Source organism: Tabrizicola sp. T46 (genome assembly GCF_057219895.1).
The window spans coordinates 1-17,106 of record NZ_JBXVVV010000006.1; the positions used below are offsets into that span (position 1 = coordinate 1).

19 protein-coding genes and 1 tRNA gene are annotated in these 17,106 nt (G+C 67.3%); 8 read left to right on the forward strand and 12 right to left on the reverse strand.

Translation table 11 applies throughout. From position 1 onward, the window contains the following. The first annotated feature begins 228 nt into the window (after positions 1 to 228). Positions 229 to 1,050: a hypothetical protein gene (locus AC2D9V_RS16975; RefSeq protein ID WP_484715279.1), complete on the forward strand. Its 822-nt coding sequence runs from the start codon at positions 229 to 231 to the stop codon at positions 1,048 to 1,050. Positions 1,051 to 1,116: 66 nt separating this feature from the next. Here the strand turns inward: AC2D9V_RS16975 and AC2D9V_RS16980 are convergent, their stop codons facing one another. Continuing rightward, on the reverse strand, positions 1,117 to 1,443 hold the full coding sequence (locus tag AC2D9V_RS16980; protein ID WP_484715280.1) for a DUF6280 family protein: 327 nt from the start codon (positions 1,441 to 1,443) through the stop codon (positions 1,117 to 1,119). A gap of 242 nt (positions 1,444 to 1,685) precedes the next feature. Next, entirely contained in the window at positions 1,686 to 2,453 is a 768-nt protein-coding gene (gene ygfZ, locus AC2D9V_RS16985; RefSeq protein WP_484715281.1) for a CAF17-like 4Fe-4S cluster assembly/insertion protein YgfZ, read from the reverse strand. A 226-nt stretch (positions 2,454 to 2,679) separates the two neighbouring features. Here ygfZ and AC2D9V_RS16990 point away from each other — a divergent pair, with 226 nt between their 5' ends. Both AC2D9V_RS16990 and AC2D9V_RS16995 read left to right on the forward strand, forming a co-directional pair. Beyond that, on the forward strand, positions 2,680 to 3,882 hold the full coding sequence (locus tag AC2D9V_RS16990; protein ID WP_484715282.1) for a pyridoxal-phosphate-dependent aminotransferase family protein: 1,203 nt from the start codon (positions 2,680 to 2,682) through the stop codon (positions 3,880 to 3,882). Beyond that, positions 3,879 to 4,586: an MBL fold metallo-hydrolase gene (locus tag AC2D9V_RS16995; RefSeq protein WP_484715283.1), complete on the forward strand. Its 708-nt coding sequence runs from the start codon at positions 3,879 to 3,881 to the stop codon at positions 4,584 to 4,586. The genes AC2D9V_RS16990 and AC2D9V_RS16995 overlap by 4 nt, the downstream gene beginning before the upstream one ends. Before the next feature lie 4 nt (positions 4,587 to 4,590). Here the strand turns inward: AC2D9V_RS16995 and copM are convergent, their stop codons facing one another. Then, positions 4,591 to 4,968, reverse strand: a complete 378-nt coding sequence (gene copM, locus AC2D9V_RS17000) for a CopM family metallochaperone (RefSeq protein ID WP_484715284.1) — start codon at positions 4,966 to 4,968, stop codon at positions 4,591 to 4,593. A gap of 216 nt (positions 4,969 to 5,184) precedes the next feature. Here copM and AC2D9V_RS17005 point away from each other — a divergent pair, with 216 nt between their 5' ends. Then, the gene (locus AC2D9V_RS17005) at positions 5,185 to 6,003 is read left to right on the forward strand and encodes a gamma-glutamyl-gamma-aminobutyrate hydrolase family protein (protein WP_484715285.1); all 819 of its coding nucleotides are present in this window, start codon (positions 5,185 to 5,187) and stop codon (positions 6,001 to 6,003) included. On the opposite strand, the gene AC2D9V_RS17010 is transcribed toward AC2D9V_RS17005, so the two are convergent. From AC2D9V_RS17010 to AC2D9V_RS17025, 4 genes are read right to left on the reverse strand one after another with little or no spacing between them, the layout of a single operon-like run. Continuing rightward, positions 5,975 to 7,276, reverse strand: coding sequence for an HlyC/CorC family transporter (locus tag AC2D9V_RS17010; protein ID WP_484715286.1), 1,302 nt, complete (start codon positions 7,274 to 7,276; stop codon positions 5,975 to 5,977). The two genes, AC2D9V_RS17005 and AC2D9V_RS17010, sit on opposite strands and share 29 nt — an antisense overlap. Before the next feature lie 17 nt (positions 7,277 to 7,293). Beyond that, the gene (locus tag AC2D9V_RS17015) at positions 7,294 to 8,232 is read right to left on the reverse strand and encodes a site-specific tyrosine recombinase XerD (RefSeq protein WP_484715287.1); all 939 of its coding nucleotides are present in this window, start codon (positions 8,230 to 8,232) and stop codon (positions 7,294 to 7,296) included. A gap of 4 nt (positions 8,233 to 8,236) precedes the next feature. Further along, positions 8,237 to 9,793, reverse strand: a complete 1,557-nt coding sequence (locus AC2D9V_RS17020) for a hypothetical protein (RefSeq protein WP_484715288.1) — start codon at positions 9,791 to 9,793, stop codon at positions 8,237 to 8,239. Further along, entirely contained in the window at positions 9,783 to 9,917 is a 135-nt protein-coding gene (locus AC2D9V_RS17025; protein WP_484715289.1) for a hypothetical protein, read from the reverse strand. The genes AC2D9V_RS17020 and AC2D9V_RS17025 overlap by 11 nt, the downstream gene beginning before the upstream one ends. A gap of 200 nt (positions 9,918 to 10,117) precedes the next feature. On the opposite strand from AC2D9V_RS17025, the gene AC2D9V_RS17030 reads away from it, so the two are divergent. The 3 genes from AC2D9V_RS17030 to AC2D9V_RS17040 all read left to right on the forward strand — a co-directional run bounded on the left by AC2D9V_RS17030 (position 10,118) and on the right by AC2D9V_RS17040 (position 12,258). Then, entirely contained in the window at positions 10,118 to 10,657 is a 540-nt protein-coding gene (locus AC2D9V_RS17030; protein WP_484715290.1) for a shikimate kinase, read from the forward strand. Positions 10,658 to 10,661: 4 nt separating this feature from the next. Beyond that, positions 10,662 to 11,774 (forward strand): 3-dehydroquinate synthase, encoded by a 1,113-nt coding sequence (gene aroB, locus AC2D9V_RS17035; protein WP_484715291.1) that lies wholly within the window; start codon positions 10,662 to 10,664, stop codon positions 11,772 to 11,774. A 142-nt stretch (positions 11,775 to 11,916) separates the two neighbouring features. After that, positions 11,917 to 12,258, forward strand: coding sequence for a hypothetical protein (locus tag AC2D9V_RS17040; RefSeq protein ID WP_484715292.1), 342 nt, complete (start codon positions 11,917 to 11,919; stop codon positions 12,256 to 12,258). A gap of 14 nt (positions 12,259 to 12,272) precedes the next feature. Here AC2D9V_RS17040 and AC2D9V_RS17045 read toward each other — a convergent pair whose 3' ends face one another. Together AC2D9V_RS17045 and AC2D9V_RS17050 are read right to left on the reverse strand one after the other, a co-directional pair. Then, positions 12,273 to 12,722, reverse strand: a complete 450-nt coding sequence (locus tag AC2D9V_RS17045; RefSeq protein WP_484715293.1) for a hypothetical protein — start codon at positions 12,720 to 12,722, stop codon at positions 12,273 to 12,275. A gap of 42 nt (positions 12,723 to 12,764) precedes the next feature. After that, positions 12,765 to 12,839 (reverse strand) — tRNA-Gln (locus tag AC2D9V_RS17050). Between the two features lie 111 nt (positions 12,840 to 12,950). Here AC2D9V_RS17050 and AC2D9V_RS17055 point away from each other — a divergent pair. Next, positions 12,951 to 14,126 carry a BaiN/RdsA family NAD(P)/FAD-dependent oxidoreductase gene (locus AC2D9V_RS17055; protein ID WP_484715294.1) on the forward strand — a complete coding sequence of 392 codons (1,176 nt, stop codon included), beginning with the start codon at positions 12,951 to 12,953 and terminating at the stop codon, positions 14,124 to 14,126. Here AC2D9V_RS17055 and AC2D9V_RS17060 read toward each other — a convergent pair. The 3 genes from AC2D9V_RS17060 to AC2D9V_RS17070 all read right to left on the reverse strand — a co-directional run bounded on the left by AC2D9V_RS17060 (position 14,121) and on the right by AC2D9V_RS17070 (position 17,065). Next, positions 14,121 to 14,693, reverse strand: coding sequence for a putative glycolipid-binding domain-containing protein (locus AC2D9V_RS17060; protein WP_484715380.1), 573 nt, complete (start codon positions 14,691 to 14,693; stop codon positions 14,121 to 14,123). The genes AC2D9V_RS17055 and AC2D9V_RS17060 overlap by 6 nt on opposite strands. Before the next feature lie 126 nt (positions 14,694 to 14,819). Further along, complete coding sequence (gene kdsA / locus AC2D9V_RS17065; RefSeq protein ID WP_484715295.1) at positions 14,820 to 15,650, reverse strand: 3-deoxy-8-phosphooctulonate synthase; 831 nt, start codon at positions 15,648 to 15,650, stop codon at positions 14,820 to 14,822. A gap of 20 nt (positions 15,651 to 15,670) precedes the next feature. Beyond that, positions 15,671 to 17,065, reverse strand: a complete 1,395-nt coding sequence (locus AC2D9V_RS17070) for a KpsE/RkpR family capsule polysaccharide export protein (protein WP_484715296.1) — start codon at positions 17,063 to 17,065, stop codon at positions 15,671 to 15,673. Positions 17,066 to 17,106 lie beyond the last annotated feature (41 nt).

The following is a 17,106-nucleotide window of genomic DNA, read 5'->3' on the forward strand; positions in this document are numbered from 1 at the left end:
ACCATCTGCAGCTCGGGATCGCCACCTACGACCCCGAGGCCTACTTCAACGCCGTGCAGAACGCGCCCTCGCATTCGGTGCAGGGCAAGAAGCTGGACCGCATCCTGGAAAAGATCGGCAACTGACGGCGCCGGGCAAGCTGGTGTCAATTAATGCGTTGCCGGGCAATTGCCTGGCAGGCTAAGCTGATGTCGATGGTTCGGAACAAAACCGCAGAGGACGGCGCGGATGTCAGCACCGATCAGCACGAACGAGATCGAGGACTTCGTTTCCTCGGTACGTCGTCTTGTTTCGATCGACGTCCATGACCAGCCGGCCGAAGCCGATCAGGCACAAGACCGGCTGGTGCTTACTCCGGCCCAGCGCGTTGCCTCGGACCGTGCAACCGCAGCCGCTCCTTTGGTCCTGACCACCCGCGTGGCGGATGAAAAGGGGCCGGAGGCCTCTGCCGAAGCACCGGCCGCTGAAGCACTGGCCGCCGAAGCAGTCCATGTCGTCGAGGCGGAATGGGAAGAGGAAATCTGGGCCGAGCCCGAGGCACCGCTTGCCGAACTGGCGCTTGGAGCCGAGGAGGCCGAGCTTGTTCCGGAGCCGGACCCGGTCGTGCCCGAGCCAGTCGTGCCCGAGACAGTCGTGTCAGAGCCAGTTGTTTCTGGGCTCGCTATGCGTGAGGCGGTCGCGCCGGAGCCCGAACCCGTGCCGGCGGCAGCAGCGCAAGAAAGCAAAGCGCCCTGGGGAGAGGTCGGGGATGACTGGCTGGACGAGGACCTCGAACTTCTGGCGCCGGGTCAGGCCCCGCCGGCGGTGGAACAGCCTGACGAGACCAAGACAAAGCGACCGGATGTGCTGAAGCTTTCAGCCGAGCAGATGCTGACCGATGGCGAGGGCAATCCGCTGACCGTCCTGGACGAGGCCGCCTTGCAGCAAATCATCCGGCAGCTGATCCGCGATGAGCTGAAAGGTGTTCTGGGTGAGCGGATCACCCATAGCGTGCGCAAGTTGGTGCGGGCCGAGATCAACCGCGCGCTTGCCGCCCACGCCCTGGACTGAGACCGGTCCGAACCAACGAAAAACGCGCCCGGATGGGCGCGTTCAGGTCGTGTCAGGGAAAACCGATCAGGCAGCTTCGGCGTGTTCGGCTTCCAGAAGGTGACGGCGTTCGGATTCTTCGCGGCTGAGCGCGACGCTGGTGCGCACACCCTTGCCGACGAATTCCATCAGGCCCTTGACCACGCGCTCGTTCGGGTCGATCCCGGCGCAGGACAGCACTTCACGGCCGTCGCGCGACCGCGCCCAGCGGGCGATCTGGTCGGGACCATTGCCGTATTTCTTGTCATCGGCAATCGCGTCATCAAGTGCGGCAAGAACCACGGCGGCAAAGAGTTTGCGCGCGCGCTGCCCCTGCTCGAAGTTGAAGGCGGTGCTGTCGATGGAGTCAAACATACTGCGGTCCTTGTTCTTGCTCTTGTCTTTTGGCGTTCAAGGCTTTTAGCCATTTGCACATGATTCGGGCAGTCCGCTTTCGCATGACGGATATGCGTAGACTGCATGACAGTGACGGGACGCCTCAGGATGTAGCGGTCCGGTTGCGCTGTCACCCGCAGCATGTGGGGGCAGGCGACGGGTTTTCAAGCTTTTGTAACGATTTCGTGCCGTAACGTCGCCACGGTCCGCGCCGGCCGGTATCAGGCTGTCTCCAGTGACGCCGGGCCAGCCGCCAGGGGTGGATCGCACCGGTCGAGCCGCAGGTAGGCAATGGCCTGACCGTCGCTTTGGGTGAAGAGCCGCCCGGCCGGCTTGCCGGCGGCGGTGATCTCGGTTCCCACGGGCGCGGCGCCCGAAATCCTGACACGCACCAGGCCTTTCCGCAGTTCGGTCTTGTGCTTCATCCGCGCCGTCACTTCCTGGCCGACATAGCAGCCCTTGCGGAAGTCGACGCCGTGAAGCCGTTCGAAACCGTGTTCGAGGATGTAGCTGTCGTCGGGGATCAACTCGATGCCGCTTTCAGGGACAAGGTGCTCGACCCGGATCCGGTCCCAGTCAATGGAGGGCGGGGCGCCCGGTCGGTCCGTCCAGGCGCGCCAGCCAAGCGCCTCGTGGCGCGGGTCGGGCAAGGCACCCTGCGGCGCGGGGCCAAGTCCGCGCCGGACGAAAAGGCTGGTCGGCGTGATCGTCACATCGGCGCGCAGACGGTACATCGACAGGCGGCGCAGCGTGGCAGGGGCCAGCGTCGTGGCAATGTCGATCAGGATCGCGTCCTCTGCTGCGGTGCGGATCACGAAGAAATCGGCAAGATACTTGCCCTGGGGCGTCAGAAGAGCAGCCCAGACAATGCCAGGGCCCGCCTCGAGCTGGCGCATGTCGTTGGTCACCAGCCCCTGAAGAAAGGGCAGCGTATCCTTGCCGGTCAGGGACCAGACGGTGCGCGAGGGATCGGTTTCGCCTTCGGTCATGCGGACAGGATAGGCGCCTATCCTGGCCGGCGAAAGTCTTGCTCACGCAGTTTTGCCCGGATCGCGCTGCGAAAGGTCACGCGCGGTTTCCAGCTAGGGGAGAAGCGGCGGTTTCCGGCCCAGGTCGTCTGGGAAATGCCGGGTCCGGCGGGCAGACCCGGCCGGGCCGGATTGACGCCCCTCCTGCCGGGGCATAGCCATGGCGGACAAAGCGCAGGAGAAACGCATGAGCCTTGCCAACGGTCGTCCCTATCTGGCGATTCCCGGCCCGTCGGTCATTCCCGACCGGGTGCTTCGGGCGATGCACCAGGGCTCGCCCAACATCTACGAAGGCCCGCTGATCGACATGGTCGCCAGCCTCTGGCCCGACCTGCGCGCGGTGGCGGGGACCACGGGCCATGTGGCGATGTATATCGGAAACGGCCACGCTGCCTGGGAGGCGGCGAACGCCAACCTCTTTTCACGCGGCGAGAAGGCGCTGGTGCTGGCGACGGGGCAGTTCGGGACAAGCTGGGCGAATTCGGCCCGGGCGATGGGGATCGAGGTCGAGGTCCTGGATTTCGGCAAGTCCGCGCCCGTCGACATGGGGCGGGTCGAGGCTGCGCTACGGGCCGACAGCGGCCACCGGATCAAGGCGGTGCTGACGACGCATGTTGACACGGCAAGTTCGATCAAGACCGACATCCCCGCGTTGCGCGCGGCAATGGATGCGGCGGGGCATCCGGCGCTGCTGGCCGTCGACTGCATCGCGAGCCTTGGCTGCGACGAGTTCCGGATGGACGACTGGGGCGTCGACGTGATGGTCGCGGCCTGCCAGAAAGGGCTGATGACCCCGCCGGGGATGGCCTTCGTCTGGTTCAGCGAAGCCGCGCGGCTGCGCTGCGGGAAGTCGGACCTTGCCAGCCCCTACTGGGCCTGGGGCCCCCGGGCAGAGCCCGAGGAGTTCTGGCAGATCTGGGATGGCACCGCGCCGACCAGCCATCTCTTCGGCCTGCGCGAGGCACTGAACATGCTGCAGGAAGAAGGCATGCCGCAGGTCTGGAAGCGCCACCATACGCTGGCAAGCGCGGTCTGGGCCGCCTTCGATGCCTGGGCGGCGGGTAACCCGGCCATCGGGATGAACGTCGTTGCCCCGGGCGATCGGGGCTGGTCGGTCACCGCCGCGCGTTTCGGCGCCCCCCATGCCACCGCGCTGCGGACATGGTGCGAGACGAAGGCCGGGGTGACCCTTGGGATCGGCCTTGGCATGGCGCCTTCGACCGACCCTGCCTATCACGGCTTCCTGCGCGTGGCGCATATGGGGCATGTCAATGCCCATATGACGCTGGGGGCGCTGGCGGTCATGGAGGCGGGGATGCTGGCACTCGGCATCCCGCATGGCGCGGGCGCTCTGCCCGCCGCCGCCAGGGTGGTCGCAGCCGGGGCATGAGCGGCTGGTTCCGCCTGCGCGAGGTAGAGCCGGGCGTCTTCGTGACGCTGGAGCCGGCGGTCGCGCCGATGTTCCGGGCGGCGATGGTCACCGTGCTTGGGCGCGACCGGGACCTGCAGTTCGACTTCGGCTGCGGGGTCGTGCCGCTGCGGCCGGCTCTCCCTTTGACCGGCAAGCCCATCATCGCCGTCGCCAGCCATGCCCATGTCGACCACATCGGCGGGTTTCATGAATTCGCCGACCGCCTTGGTCATGCCGCCGAGGCGGCGGGCTTTGCCGGGCTGCCGGGCGTCGAGACCTTTGCGGAGGAGTTCCGCAGCTGGCCCGATGTCACCGACCCGCCGCCAAACGGCTGGACGGTGGATGACTGGCAACTTCGGCCCGCGGCATTGACCGGGACGGTCGGCGAAGGCGACCGGATCGACCTTGTCGACCGGGTCTTCACGGTCCTCCACCTTCCCGGCCATTCGCCGGGCGGGATCGGCCTGCTGGACGAACGGGACGGGCTCTTCCTCTCGGGCGACGCGATCTATGATGACGATATTCTGGATGACCTGCCCGGTGCTTCGGTCCCCGACTATGTTGCCACGATGGAACGTTTGCGACTGCTTGACTGCCGCCTGGTCATAGGCGGGCACGGGCCCGAGATGACCCGGGCCCGGATGGTCGCGGTGGCGGAGGCCTACCTGCGCCGGCGCGGCTGAGGGCTCAGCCGTCGTTTTTCGCCAGCCACTCCTGCATCCATTTGATTTCGGCCTCCTGCGCCGCGATCACCTCTTCGGCCAGCTTCCGGACCTCGGGGTCGGACCCGTGTTCAAGCACCACCCGCGCCATGTCGACCGCGCCCTGGTGATGCGGGATCATCCCCCGGATGAAATCGACATCGGCATTGCCGGTGTATTCGATGGCCATGTCGGCATGCATCCGGTCATTGGCCTCCATGTAGGCCATTGAGGCCGGGCCCTTGTCGCCCATCATGGCGTGGCCTTCGTGGCCTGTCGCGTCCTGGGCCATCGAGTGAAGGCCGGTCAGGCCAAGCGCGGCAACGAGAACGGGGGCGGCGAGACGGAGACGGAACGGGATCATTGGCAACTCCACAGGCTGTTTCGAACGTCTTTGCAGCCTTCCCGCTTGGGAAGGATAGTCATTTTGGCGTGAGCGGGCCCCCGATTGCCTGCTTTGTGCGCAGGGTGACGGGGCATGTGCACAGCGGACGCCCTTCGCCCCTTTCCGCGCGCGCCTCCGAGGTTTATCCTTCGTGACAGGATCAAGACGGTTTCTCTTGCGGTGACGGGTTTCGGGATGGCGTGCGGACGGCCGGTTGTCGGGATCATCGGCAACAGCTACCTGATCAATGACAGCTACCCGGTGCACTCGGGCGGGACGATGAATTCCGCCGCCGTGGCCGAGGTTGCGGGCTGCCTGCCGCTGATCATTCCGTCCGATCCCCGTTACGTTGCGGTCAGGGAACTCCTGGAGCTTTGCGACGGCTTTCTTCTGACCGGGGGGCGGCCGAACGTTCACCCCAGCGAATACGGAGAGGAAGAGACGCCGGCCCATGGTGCCTTCGACCGGGGCCGGGATGCGATCACGCTGCCCCTGATCCGCGCCTGTGTGGAACGGGGCCAGCCCTTCCTTGGCATCTGCCGGGGATTTCAAGAGGTGAACGTGGCCCTTGGCGGCACTCTTCATCCCGAGATCCGCGACCTGCCGGGAAGGATGAACCACCGGATGCCGCCCGATGGGACGCTGGAGGAATGCTTTGCCCTGCGCCATGCGGTGACATTCACCGAAGGCGGGCAGTTTCACCGGCTGATGGGCGCGCGCGAGGTGATGACGAATACGCTCCATGGTCAGGGCATCGCGCGGCCAGCCCCCGGGATCGTCATCGACGGTCATGCGCCCGATGGCACGCCCGAGGCGATCTATGTCAAGGACGCGCCGGGCTTTACCCTTTCGGTGCAGTGGCACCCCGAGTGGAATGCCGGGAACGACCCGGTCTCGCGCCCGCTTTTCCAGGCCTTCGGCGCAGCGGCTGCGGACTGGGCGGCGCGGGGTTCGGCCTCGTCCACCAAGCGCAATGTGGCGCCGGTCAGAGCGGCCGCAGTTTCAGCTGGGTGATCCGGTTCTCACGCCGGGCGACCACTTCGAAGCGGAAGCCGTGGAAGCTGAAAACCTGGCCTTCGTTCGGGATCATCTGGGCTTCGTGGATGACAAGGCCAGCAATCGTGTTGGCCTCGTCATCCGGCAGGGACCAGTCTGTCGTGCGGTTCAGGTCGCGGATCGTCATCGCGCCATCGACAAGGTAGCTGCCGTCCTCGGTTGCCGTCAGGCCTGAATCCTTGCGCACCACGTCGAATTCGTCGGTGATGTCACCGACGATTTCTTCAAGGATGTCTTCCAGCGTGATCAGCCCCTGCAACGCGCCGTACTCGTCGACCACCAGCGCGAAATGGGTGCGCCGGGCTAGGAACTCGCGCATCTGTTCGTCCAGCGAGGTGGTGTCCGGGATGAAATAGGGCTTCATCGCGACCTTCACGATATCCAGCGCCTCGATTCCGAGCGGCGAGTCGCCTCGGACCAGCCGGTCCACCTCGCGCAGGAGGTCTTTTGCATGGACCACGCCAAGAATGTTCTCGGTCGTTTCGCGATAGATCGGCAGGCGGGTGTGCGGCGAGGCAAGGACCCGGGTGATGATCTCGCCCGGGGGAAGGTCGGCGTCGATCATCTCGACCTGGCGGCGGTGGCGCATGATCTCGTCCACCGTCCGGTGCGACAGGTCCAGCGCACCAAGCAGCCGGTCACGGGCGTCCTTTTCCACGGCACCTTCGGAATGGCCAAGCGCGATGGCCCCGGCGATCTCTTCGCGCAGAGCCAGCATCGCGCTGCCCTCTTCGGCCTTCAGCCCGACCAGCCGCAGGAGACCGCGGACCACGGCGCGGACGACCGATACGACTGGCGAGAAGAGAAGGATCAGGACCCGGATCAAGGGCGCAACCCGGGTGGCGACCGGCTCGGGGTAGGTGATGGCGACGGTCTTCGGCATCACCTCGCCGAAGATGAGGACGAGTGCGGTCATGGCGAAGGTCGCAAGGGCCACCCCGCTGTCGCCGAACATCCGGGTCAGCAGGGCCGTGGCCAGCGACGCCGACAGGATGTTGACGATGTTGTTGCCCAGAAGCAGGGCACCGATCATCCGTTCCCGGTCCTCGGTCACGGTCATCGCCGTTGCCGCCCCGCGAGACCCCTTGTCGGCCAGACCTTTCAGCTTGGCGCGCGACGATGCGGTCAGCGCCGTCTCGGACCCGGAGAAGAAGGCGGACATCACCAGAAGGCCAAGGATGGCAAGCGCGGTCAGCCAGAAGGCAGCGTCGAGGGTGGGGGTGGGCATCATCGGGTCCTGCAGCGGGGTCAGCCCTTGCGGGCAAGGGGGTGGCGGGTCAGCACGAGGTCGGCCAGGTGATCGTCAAGCACATGGGTGTAGATCTCGGTCGTGGCGACATCGGCATGGCCCAGAAGGGTCTGGATCACGCGCAGATCGGCGCCGTGGGCCAGAAGATGGGTGGCAAAGGCGTGTCTCAGGACATGCGGCGTGACACGCGCGGGCGAGATACCGGCGCGGATCGCCGCATCCTTCACGAGGCTGTGGAAATACTGCCGGGTCAGGTGGCCGTCCCGCCCGTCGCCAGGGAAGAGATAGCGTGATGCTGGCTTGCCCGCGATCCGGGCGGCCTCTTCCGTGGCGTCGCGGTGGGCCAGCCAGGCGGCCAGCGCCTCTCGCGCCGGGCCGGACAGGGGCACCATCCGTTCCTTGTCCCCCTTGCCGCGCACGAGGATCATCCGGGGGTCGCCCCGGACGGCCGCGACCGGCAGGCCGACAAGTTCGCTGACGCGCAGGCCCGAGGCATAGAGCAGCTCGAAAAGTGCCGTGTCGCGCAGGCGGTCCGCTGAAGTGCGGCCCCGCTGGCGCGCGGCTTCGAGAAGACGCTCCACTTCGGCCTCGCTGAGCGTCTTCGGCAGGGATTTCGACCGGCCGGGCCCGGCAAGGCGCTGGGCCGGGTTGTCCGTCCGCCAGCCTTCGTCGACCGCGAAAAGGTAAAGCTGGCGGATCGCCGACAGGCGCCGCGCCCGGGTGGCCTTGGACAGGCCTTGGGCGTCGCAGTGGACAAGGTAATCCTCGACCGCTGCCCGGTCGGCGGTGGCAAGGTCCTTGCCCCAAGCCGTCAGCCAGTCGCTGAAATCGACCAGATCGCGGCCATAGGCCAGCCGGGTGTTCCGCGCCTGGCCCGCCTCGGCAGCGCGGGCGTCAAGGAAGGTGGCGATCCATCGTCGTGCGTCCGGCCCCGGCATGCCGCTACCCCCGCCGTTCCAGGATCATCAGTTCCAGCGCCGTCCGCCGCGCCACGCCCGACAGGCCCGCCGCACGGAGAAGCGCAAGGCCATCGGTCACACCGCGCAGGTCGCCCTGCACGCCGCGCCCGATGCTGTCGATCGCCAGAAGGATCGCCTCGCCGGGCCGGTTGCCGTCGATGAGCGCCTGGCCCTCGGCCGGAAGGGCGGGGTTGCGATAGGCCGCCACGATCGCGCGGGCCATGCTGTCCGGCGGCACGACCAGCGTCGGGTCGCCCTTGGCAACGGCCACGAGGAAAGCCTCCTGCGGCCCGGTCGGGGTCATCCGGCGGGCCGCAGCCTCAAGATAGGGCGACAGCAGCGCCACCCGCAACGCGATCGCGCCGGCCTCGCCTTCCAGCTTCAGGTCGATCAGGGCCTGGCCGAAAAGAACGGCAAAGGGCACTTCAAGCTCGGCCTCCTGCATCCGCAGCCAGACCTCGGGCAGGGTCTCGGCGACACGGGCCGCATCGCCCGAGGTAAGCGCGCTTTCGAACTTCTGGAAGGCGGCGGCCCGGTCCCAGACCCCGCCCGAGGCTGCGGGCGCGCGTTCGGTGTAAAGACCGAGGATCACGTTCGGCGGCATGGTCCCGCCGCGCGTCAGCCGCTCGGCTGCTTCGATCTGCGCCTTCCAGCCGGCGCGGGGGCTGATCTCGGCATAGGAAAACGCAAGCGGCAGACGATCCGTCGCCAGGGGTTCGCCGATCGCATCGAACATCACCCAATCCAGCGGGGTCACCGGCTCGGGTGCTGGCGGGGGCGGTTCGCCTTCGAAGAGGTCCGGGTCAAGGAAACGCGCGAGAAGCGCCGCCTGGTTGGCGGTGATTTCGCCCAAGGCCTCGGCGCTGTGCAGGGTCAGGGCGGCGGTGTCCCAATCGCCTGAGCGCGCAAGGCAGAAGATCCTGGCCGGCACGGTTGGCGCAAGGTCGGGGGCGGCCGCCATCTTTTCGCAGGCGCGATCCTCGGCCCCGGTCAGAAGGGCCACGTCGAAGGCTCGCCGGAAAAGCGCCGGTGTGGTCGCCCCGGCCGCTTCGATCAGGGCGGCGGCCTGCTCCAGCGCGCCAAGGGACAGAAGCTTGTCGATCCGGACCTGCAGAAGATCGCCCTTGCCGGCGGCATCGACCGGGGGGTCGGCTTCGGCCAGAAGGATCGTCAGGAACAGCTGGCGCAGCGCCGGCAGGTCGTCGTCGGGATGGGCGACCAGCCGTTCGGCGATTTCCAGCGTCAGTCCCGCACCCCAGAGGTTCTTCGGCAGGCCCGAGACCTGGGGCGGGATCAGCCCGGTTCCGTCCGGTGCCGGGGCGTCAAGCGCGGTCGTCGCCACCGGCTCGGGCAGGGCACCGCCCTGTCCCGTCACCGGCGGTTCGTCGATCACGACCGTAACGCCTCCGCTGTTCGGTGCGGCGGGGGCGGCTACGGATTCCGACAGCCAGTCGATCGCGCTGAGCGGTCCCCCGTCCTGGGCGAGCGTCGGGCCCGAGAAGACCAAAAGGGCGGCAACCCCGGCCAGCCTAATCCGCATTCAACACCACGGGCTGCTTCACTTCACTTTGGACCGGGGCAAGATCGCCCAGATAGGCATAGGCCGACAATCCGATGAATCCGATGATGACAAGGAATACCAATGCCTTGAATACCCGACCCATCCTCTTGCCCTTCCTCGTGTCGTCTTGCCGGACGGATTGGCCCGCCCGATCTTCTTGCGCCCTGCCGGCCTTGCGGCTGACTACGGCGAACCCGGATGCAATTCTATATAGCATTCGCCCGAAGTTCACGCCATTGAGGGCGAAAGATTTCCTTTCGGCAGGGGATCGCCGTTCCGGACACGGGGGCGCGTATCGGTCAGATGGTGCATTTGGAGAAGACTGTGGTGATGGTCGGCATGATGGGTGCCGGCAAGACGGCCGTCGGCACCGCCCTTGCGCGCCAGCTGGCGGTCGAGTTCCGGGATTCCGATGAAGAGATCGTCCGGGCCGCCAACCGCAGCATCGCCGAAATCTTCGAACGCGACGGCGAGGCCTTCTTTCGCGCCCGCGAGACCGAGGTGATCTCGCGCCTTCTGCGGGGGACGCCTTGCGTGCTGTCCACCGGGGGCGGGGCGTTTCTGGCCCCGGCGAACCGGCAGATGATCCATGATGTCGGCATCTCGGTCTGGCTGCGCGCCAGCCTTGACCTTCTCTGGCAACGGGTCCGGCACAAGACGACGCGGCCGCTTTTGCGCACGCCGAACCCGCGGGAGACGCTGCGTGAGCTTTACGAGGCCCGCCTGCCGCATTACGCCGAGGCCGACCTGATCGTCGATGCCTCGCCCGAGCTCTCGGTCGAGGCCATGGCGACCCGTGTCCTCGAGGCGCTGCGCAGCCGGTCGGACGTTCTGAAGGAGTGACCCCTTGAATACCGTGAAGGTGGATCTTGGCGACCGGTCCTACGAGGTCCGGATCGGCACCGGGCTGATCGACCGGGCCGGGGCGGAAATCGCGCCGCTTCTGGCCCGCCCGCGCGTGGCCGTGGTGACGGACGCGACGGTGGCCGAGCGGCACCTGCCAAGGCTGACCGCCGCGCTGGAGGCCAGGGGCATTGCAGTCAGCGCGCTGGCGCTGCCGGCGGGCGAGGCGACCAAGAGCTGGGAGCATCTGGCCCGGGCAACAGAATGGCTGCTGGAGGCAAAGGTCGAACGCCGGGACGTGGTGATCGCGCTTGGTGGCGGCGTGATCGGCGACCTCGTCGGCTTTTCCGCGGCGATCCTGCGCCGCGGGGTACGCTTCGTGCAGCTGCCGACGACGCTACTTGCGCAGGTCGACAGTTCGGTCGGCGGCAAGACCGGGATCAACACGGCACAGGGCAAGAACCTCGTCGGCAGCTTCCACCAGCCAAGCCTTGTGCTCGCCGACATTGGTGTCCTCGATACGCTGCCGACGCGCGACTTCCTGTCCGGTTACGGCGAGGTGGTGAAATACGGCCTTCTGGGCGATGCCGATTTTTTCCAGTGGCTTGAGGGCCAAGGCCCGGCGCTGCGGGATGGCGACACGGCGGCACGGCTTCACGCCGTCACCCGGTCGGTCGAGATGAAAGCCGGGATCGTCAGCCGCGATGAGACCGAAGAGGGCGAACGCGCGCTTCTGAACCTTGGCCACACCTTCTGCCATGCGCTGGAAAAGGCGACCGGCTATTCGGACCGGCTCCTTCACGGCGAGGGCGTCGCGATCGGCTGCGCGCTGGCCTTCGAGCTTTCGTCCCGCCTTGGTCTCTGTTCACAGGAAGACCCCAGCCGCGTCCGCGCCCATCTGAAGGCAATGGGGATGAAGGTCGATCTCTCTGACATTCCCGGCGATCTGCCGGGGCCCGAGGCGCTTGTCACGCTCATGGGGCAGGACAAGAAGGTGGTCGACGGCAAGCTGCGCTTCATCCTCGCGCGCGGGATCGGGCAGGCCTTCGTGGCCGATGACGTGCCCGGCGAGGCGGTGCTCAAGGTCCTACGCGACGCGCTGGCAGGGCGCGGCTGAGGTCGCTGGAACATGGCGGTCGGCGAGTCCGTTGGTCCTGGGCCGGATCCCGGTGCCGATGACGACCGTTCAGAATTTCGGGCAAGACCGATGACGCGGTTCGGGTGTAATGTTCCCGGGCCGATGATGAAGGAAAGGTCCCATGCTTCGCAGAGTGCTGTACCTTGGACTTCTTCTGCCCGCAGGTTGCGTGCAACCGACCCAACCGGTTTCCGTTGACGTTGCCGAGGCCCAGTGCGCCCGCAATGTCCTTGGCGGTGGCAGCCAAAGCACCGTTTCGATCGGCGTCGGCACGGGCGCTGGCATTGGCTATGGTGGATGGGGCTGGGACGACTACTGGGGCGGTGGCACCGGCGTCGGCGTGTCGACCACGATCCCGGTCCGCCCAAGCGACCCGGAGGCCGCCTACAACTCCTGCGTGGTTCGCAAGTCCGGCCAACCGCCGGACACGCCATTGGCGAAGCGCCCCGAGGTTGTCGGTTAGCGGTTCTGGCGGCCCTAGAACAAGAGCTTGTAGACGTTCCCGTTCGTATCCGTCGCTTTCCCGGTGCCGCTCGCGGTGCCCGAGCCGATGACGAAGGTGCCCTGCACGCGGGTGCCATCCTCGCAGACGGCATAGATCTCGCCGTCGTTCACGCCCGCCACCGTGTCGGTCTTGGCCTCCACGTCGCCGCCGACCTTCTTCCAGGTCAGGGACACACCGCCCGACCGCGTGACGGTCTTCGGGGTCAGCGAGCTCCAGGTGCCCTCGCAGTCGTTGCGGTCGGGCAGGCGGAAGCTGACCGGCCCCGAGGTGCCCTTGACGTTGCGCATCGTCGCTTCGATCACCTGCGTCGGGTCGGACGCGTGGATCGCGCCTTCCAGGGGGTAGAACTGCATCGTGGTCGTGCCGCCACCGCAGGCCGCAAGCGGCAGGAGGGCAGCGAGGAGAAGGGCTTTGTGACGCACGCCGGGGCTTTCCTGATCGTTCCGATGCGGGAAGGGGGAAGCTGGCTGGGGCGCTAGGATTCGAACCTAGGTATGGCGGTACCAAAAACCGCTGCCTTACCACTTGGCGACGCCCCAACCGTGCCGGGGTGTTTAGCGAAGGGCCTGCGGGGGTGCAAGGGGCCTTGCCGCAAAAATCGACGTCATGCCGCGGCTTGCCCGCCCGTGCCGCTGCGGGTAGGACGGGCCATGGTCTGGGACGCGATCATCCTTGGCGCCGGGGCGGCCGGCATGATGGCCGCGATCGAGGCCGGGCGGCGCGGGCGCCGGGTGCTGGTGATCGACCATGCCCGCGCGGCGGGCGAGAAGATCCGAATCTCGGGCGGCGGGCGCTGCAATTTCACCAACCTCGGGATCGCGCCGGACCGCTTCCTGTCGCAGAACCCGCGTTTTGCGCTTTCGGCGCTGAAGCGGTTCACCCAGTGGGATTTCATCGCCCGGATCGACGCGGCCGGCATCGCCTGGCACGAAAAGACCCTGGGACAGCTCTTCTGCGACGGTTCGGCGACGCAGGTCATCGATATGCTCCTCAAGGACATGGAGCGCGCCGGCGTCACCCTTTGGCTCGGCTGCGCACTGGGCGACGTGCGCCGGGAAGGCGACCACTTCACGGTCGAGACCGCGCGGGGGCCGCAGGCGGCGCGGAAGGTTGTCGTGGCGACGGGCGGCAAGTCGATCCCGAAGATGGGGGCCACGGGCTATGGCTACCGGGTCGCCGAAAGCTTTGGCCTTCCGCTGGTCGAGACGCGCCCCGCCCTTGTCCCCCTGGCCTTCGCCGAGCAGGAACTCAACTGGATGCGCCCCCTCGCCGGGCTAGCCGTTCCCGGCCGGGTCAGTGCCGGGCGCCAGGGCTTTGACGAGGCGATGCTTTTCACCCATCGCGGGCTTTCGGGGCCGGCGATCCTGCAGGTCTCGTCCTACTGGCGCGAGGGCGAGGCGATCTCGATCAACCTCATGCCCGGTCGCGATCCGGGGGCCGAACTGCGGGCGGCGAAGGCGGGGCAGGGCAGGGCGGCACTGCGGACGGTGCTTGGGCATTGGCTGCCCGAGCGGCTGGCGCGGCATCTTGAAGAGGCGGCCGGCGTCACCCAGCCGATGGCCGAGTTGTCGGGGGCGACACTGGACCACGTGGCGGCTGGCCTTTGCGACTGGCGGCTGGTTCCCGTAGGGTCAGAGGGCTACCGGACCGCCGAGGTCACACTGGGCGGCGTCGACACACGGGCGCTCGACGGGCGCACGATGGAGGCGACGGCGGTGCTGGGGCTGCATTTTGTGGGCGAGGTGGTCGACGTGACCGGCTGGCTCGGCGGCTACAACTTCCAATGGGCCTGGTCATCGGGCTGGGCGGCCGGCCAGGCGCTATAGGGTTCGCCTCAGCAGTGGAGGCCGTGCGCCAGATTTGTCGCGCCAAAGGTCGGGGTAGTCGATGACCGCGCCGAACCCGTCGACCTCCAGCCGCGCGGCATAGCCGTGCAGGGGCGAGGCGTAATCGTAAAGCCGTTCGGCGACCCGCCGGTAAGTCTGGCGGAGCGGCTTGACCACCCAGTCTTCCATGTCCAGCCAGACCACCTCGGTCCCCGCTTCGGTCCCGGCAGGAAGGCTCAGCCGGCGGATTGCATTGGTGTTGCTGGCAGGGGTGAAGCCAAGTCCAATGTCACATAGACCGCTCAGCCGGTCGTCGCCGAAGTCGTTGACCTGCCAGCGCCCGTCCTCGCCGCGGCGGATGTCCTGTGTGACCTCCTGTCCGCCGATCCAGCCGCGCACTGCGGCGGACCGGCTTTGCCAGGCGGGGTCGCAGTCCAGCCGGTAGCGGATCGAGGCCGGAGCGCCCGCCTGATCGAAGACGGCGGTGCCTTCGACGGTCCAGCCGGTTTTCGTCCGCAGGAAGCGACAGGCGTCCTGTCCCGCGCGGTCAAGCCGGTGCCAGAGCATGGAATGCAAGGAAACCTCCCCGGTAGTCGGGAACGAAAGCCTTGACGGGCCATAAGGTTCCGCACCAGCGGCGGGGGAGCGCCGGATACACGGCGCCGCTCGGCGGCCGCGCCGCCCTGGGGCCGGTCAGACGCGCAGGGGTGACGCTTTTGCCAGCCGGTCAAAACCCATCAGGCTTGCCACCAGTGCCGGCATTTCCGCGAGCGGGATCATGTTCGGCCCGTCGGAGGGCGCGCGGTCGGGGTCTTCATGCGTTTCGATGAAGACGCCCGCGATCCCCAGGCTGACGGCCGCCCGAGCCATCACCGGCGCGAATTCGCGCTGCCCGCCCGAAGACGAGCCCTGCCCGCCGGGCTGCTGCACCGAATGGGTGGCATCCATGATCACCGGGTATCCGGTGCGGGCCATGATCGGCAGGCTCCGCATGTCGGTGACCAGCGTGTTGTAGCCGAAACTTGCACCGCGTTCGGTAAGAAGGATCCGCTCATTCCCGGTCGAGGCGACCTTGGCCGCGACATTGGCCATGTCCCAGGGGGCCAGGAACTGGCCCTTCTTGATGTTGACCACGGCCCCCGTCTCACCCGCCGCAAGCAGAAGGTCGGTCTGGCGCGACAGGAACGCTGGGATCTGGATCACGTCGACCACCGTGGCCGCTTCGCGCGCCTGGGCGGCATCGTGGACATCCGTCAGGACCGGGATGCCGCTGGCCCGAACCGCTGCCAGGACCTTGAGGCCCGCCTCCATCCCCATGCCCCGCTTGCCCGAAAGCGAGGTCCGGTTGGCCTTGTCATAGCTGGCCTTGAAGACGAACTGCGCGCCCGCAGCCCGGCAGGCCTCGGCCATCCGGCCCGCGATCATCTGCGCGTGGTCCAGGCTTTCCAGCTGGCAGGGGCCGGCAATCACCAGAAGCGGCAGGTCGTTGCCGACCCGAAGCGTGCCGATCGAGACGTCCTTCATCCTTCCCCCGGGGCCTTCGCTCAGGCCGAGACCTGTTCGCGCAGGATCGCGGCGGTCATCGCGACCATGAGGTATATGCCCAGCATGATCAACAGGGTGATCAGTGTATTCTCGAAGGCGCGCGGATAGGCGGGCGAGTCGGTCGGCGTCGGGCTGACGGCCAGCGAAAGATAGCGCACCTGGCGGTTCGCCTCGACGCGCGCGGTTTCCATCGACTGGAGCGCCTGTGTCATCAGCATCTGCCGCGTCGCAACGTCGGCCTGGGCGATCTGAAGCTGGCTCTGGATCTCGGCCATGCTGCTGCCGTCCGAACTGCCGACGGTCATCGCGCTCCGAAGCGCCGCGATCTCGTCTTCAAGCGAGGCAATCCGCGCCCGGACGGCATCAAGCCTGGCCTGGTTCGGGGTGGCATTGGATTCGATCTGCGCAAGGCCGATCCGCTCTGTTGTCAGCTGTGATTCCAGCGTCGCGATCTGGGTCGTCAGTAGCGTGACCTCGGCCTCGCCCGAGATCACCCTGAACTTCTCCTGCAACTCGACCAGCCTGCGCTGTGCTTCGGTCAGGTTGGCCTCGGCTGTTTCATAGCCCTTCTGCGCTCCGGCCATCTGGTCCGCGCGCAGGCGCTGGGTCAGGTGGTCGACCTGTTCCTCGGCATAGCCCACAAGCTGGCGGGCCCAGGATGCCGCAACCTCGGGATCGGCGGCGATGACCTCCATGCGAACAAGGCCCTCGGACGTATCGTAGGAAATCCGCACGAAGCGCTTGTAGACCCCATAGGCGTCCTCCATCGATGCATCCGGCGCCAGCCGCTGCACCGGGTCGATCGACGGGTCCTGGAAATGCCTGCGAAAGCCGACGTCCTCTTCCAGCCGCAGCATCGCCTCGCGCGATTGCAGATAGGCCTGGACGGCGACGGAATCCTGCGAGGTTGCAAGGCCGGTGCCGGACAGCAATCCGCCAAGCCCGCCGCCCGAACTTGCCGGTCCGGCCTGCTGGATCACGAATTCTGCCTTGGCGACATACATCGGGGTCGCGATGCGGTAGAAGTACCAGCCGGCCAGGAGCGTCGGAAGCAGCACGAAGGCAAAAAGGCGCGCCGCCAGAAGCGCAAGCCGGCGGCGGCGGCGGCGCGCGATCTCGGTCTGCATGCGCAGGATCTCGGCGGCCTGGTTCACCTCGGCCCGCTGCTCGGTCGAGGGCACCGCCATGGGCCGGGGGCGCGCCGGAAGCCGGGCCCCGTCGCCCGGCAGCCGTGTCAGCGCGCGCCCCTGATCGGAGGACGAGGCCGGCCCTCCCGCTGCCTGACCGGTGGGTTGAGCGCCATCGGATGCCGGTGCCGAAGCCTGGGCAGCCCCCGCCGCCGGGCCGCGGAAATCGACATTGCCGAACCCGTCGCCCTGCGTGTCGAACGGCATGTCCGACCCCGTTTGCGCGGGCGGGACTGCGCTGCGCTCGA